The 3,209-nt window shown below is 30.4% G+C and carries 1 protein-coding gene; it reads left to right on the forward strand.

What is annotated here, in order from left to right:
- Window positions 1-17: 17 nt before the first annotated feature.
- The coding region (locus H527_RS0118535) for a condensation domain-containing protein (protein ID WP_248601263.1) at window positions 18-3,209 on the forward strand (3,192 nt) is incomplete at its 3' end.

Genomic DNA, 3,209 nt, shown 5'->3' on the forward strand with positions numbered 1-3,209 from the left:
AAAAGCTACCAGCATATATGGTTCCTAATTTATATGTAAAGTTGGATACAATACCTCTTACAACTAATGGGAAAATTGATAGAAAAGCATTACCAAACCCTTATACGAAAACATATAACAACCAAAAATATGTTACCCCATCCAGTAAAGAGGAAAAAGTGTTAGTAGCTGTATGTGAGTCTGTATTAGGACATACAGAAATAGGAATAAAAGACAATTTCTACAATCTAGGTGGAGATTCTATTAAATCAATTCAAGTAGTTTCTCGATTATGGCAAAAAGGCTATGTTTTAAAAGTTGGTGATGTTATGGGGCATCCAATACTAGAAGATATGGCATCCATGATGAGTAAAGCTACCAGAACAATTGATCAATCACAAATAGAAGGAGAAGTTGTTTTAACACCGATACAGCGATTTCTTTTTGAAGATTCCGGACTATCCATACCCAATCATTATAATCAAGCAGTACTTTTAAAAAGCTTAAAACAAATTGATACTACTATTTTAAAAAGTGTTGTAAAAGAGCTTGTTAAGCATCACGATGCTTTACGAATGGTTTATAAAAAAGAAAAAAATTCGTGGAAACAATATAATCGTGGATATGTCGAAGAATGTTTTCGGATTGATTATCATGATCTTAGAGAAGAAAAAGAAGCTGAGTTAGATAAAATGGGTAACTTATGTCAGCAATTACAATCTGGTTTTAACCTTTCTCAAGGTCCTCTCTTTGTTATTGGTCATTTTAGACTATCTGATGGAGATCGTTTAGCTTTGATCTGTCATCATTTAGTGATAGATGGGATTTCCTGGAGAATTTTATTAGAGGACTTATCTTCTTTGTATACGCAATATATATCCGGAGAGAAAATTTCATTACCATTAAAAACAGATTCTTTTCAACATTGGGGATTTTTGTTGCAAGAATATGCAAATAGCGAAAATATAGAACAAGAATATGCTTATTGGGAAAATATACTAGTTAATTCAATCCCAGAGTTTCCTGTAGATAAAGAAGAAAAGAGTAACAAAAGAACTTTAAACAAACAGTTATCCTTTACTCTGGATAAAAGATTAACATCTGTAATGCAAACAAGTATTCATGACGTATACAATACAGACATAAATGACTTATTGCTTACAGGTCTGGGGCTCGCGATCAAAAATGTGTTCGGCATTAACAAAAGTATTGTTAATATGGAAGGTCATGGAAGGGAAGATATTATAGAAGATGTTGATGTAAGTAGAACAATTGGCTGGTATACTGCTGTATACCCTATGTTATTAGAAGTTTCTAATTCATCCGATGCAACCATGAGTTTGATTCAAGTAAAGGATGACTGTAGATCGATTCCCAATAAAGGTGTTGGTTATGGTATTCTTAAATACTTAGGAAAAGGATTTTCATCTGAGATATCCCCCACAATAAAGTTTAATTATTTAGGAGATTTTGGAAATGGGATAAATACGGATAAAAAACCATCTATATTCGAATATAGTTCAGAATATATTGGAGAAGTATTAGATAAAGATATTAGTAGAAATGAGCTACTTAATGTGTCAGGTATATTAGTTTCAGGAGAATTAACAATTACTATTTCTTATTGTTCTGATGAATATCATGAAGAAAGTATTCAAAAACTAATAGATTGTTACCAAAACAATATAGGTTGTTTAATAGAAAAATTATCATTGTCTAATAATAATTATCTTACCCCTTCTGATTTATCATTTTCAGATTTGACGTTTAAAGAATTACAAGATATTAATGAAGACGGAAAAGTAGAAGATATATATAAACTATCTCCAGCACAACAAGGAATGTATTATCACTGGGTATCTTCAGAAGATACGTCTTTATACTTTAACCAATTATCATATCGAATAAGTGCTGAGGTATTAGACATGGATGCCATCAAAAAAGCTTATCATAGTATGGTGGATCGATATGCTATTCTAAGAACAAGTTTTATAAACCATTCTTCGGACACCTTATTACAGGTAGTAAGAAAATCTGTTCCAAATAGCTTTACCTATGAAAAAATTCCTGAAGGAACGAATTTAGATGGAATAGATGTATGGATTAATGAAGTTAAATCAAAAGATATGAAAAAGGGTTTTAATTTGGAAGACCCTTCTCAACTTCGTTTTAAAGTTTTAGATCTTAGAAATGGAGAATATGAGTTTATATGGAGTCATCATCATATCCTTATGGATGGATGGTGTAAAAGTATACTTATAAACGAATTTAATCAAATCTTAAACTCTATTGTTACAGACACTAAGCTTAATCTGCCTGCGGTTAATCCTTATTCAGATTATATAAATTGGTTGGGTAAAGTAGATCAAAAAAAGACCTTAGACTATTGGAAAACTTATTTAAAAGAATACTCAAACACAGCTAAAATCCCATTTGTACGCTCTGATCGATTAGAGCAAAATTATAGAGCAGAAAAAGAGAGTATTGAGTTTTCAGGAAATATTTTTGAAAAAATAAATTCATTATGTAAAACTACAGAAGTTACTCATAATACTTTAATACAAGTAGTATGGGGATACTTATTATCTAAATATAATAATACTAAAGATGTAGTATATGGTTCTGTAGTATCAGGCAGGCCAGGAGATCTGGAAGGTATAGAGGATATGATAGGGTTGTTTATAAATACTGTTCCAGTTAGAGTAAAGTATGAAGAAGAAAATACACCAAAAGATTTATTAAAGAATATTCAGCAAGATGCTATAACAAGTCTGGATCACCATTATACAAGTCTTGCTACAGTACAAGGAGTAAGTGAATTGGGTAATTCATTATTAGATCATATAATAGTTTTTGAAAATTATCCAATACAAGAGTGGATAGAAAGCCAATTGGAAACAGAATCCAATAAAAGCTCAGGGGCTTTAGTATTGAAATCAGTAGATTTAAAAGAGCAAGCAAATTATGATTTTAGAGTAACAGTAGAATTATCGGATACTGGTATTAAAGTAAATTTCAAATACAATAGCAATCAATATGATAACTTATCTATTAAAAAAATTGCAGACCATTTTTATAATATAGTGCATTCATTTGTTTCTAAACCAAACCAATGTTTAAGCGATGTTAATTTTCTAAGTCAAGAAGAAGAGGATTTTTTACTATCTGATTTTAGAGCATCAAGTGATATTTATAGAAATGATCGTACATTTATTGATTTGTTTTTAGCA

It is taken from the genome of Aquimarina muelleri DSM 19832 (genome assembly GCF_000430665.1).
Lineage (GTDB): Bacteria > Bacteroidota > Bacteroidia > Flavobacteriales > Flavobacteriaceae > Aquimarina > Aquimarina muelleri.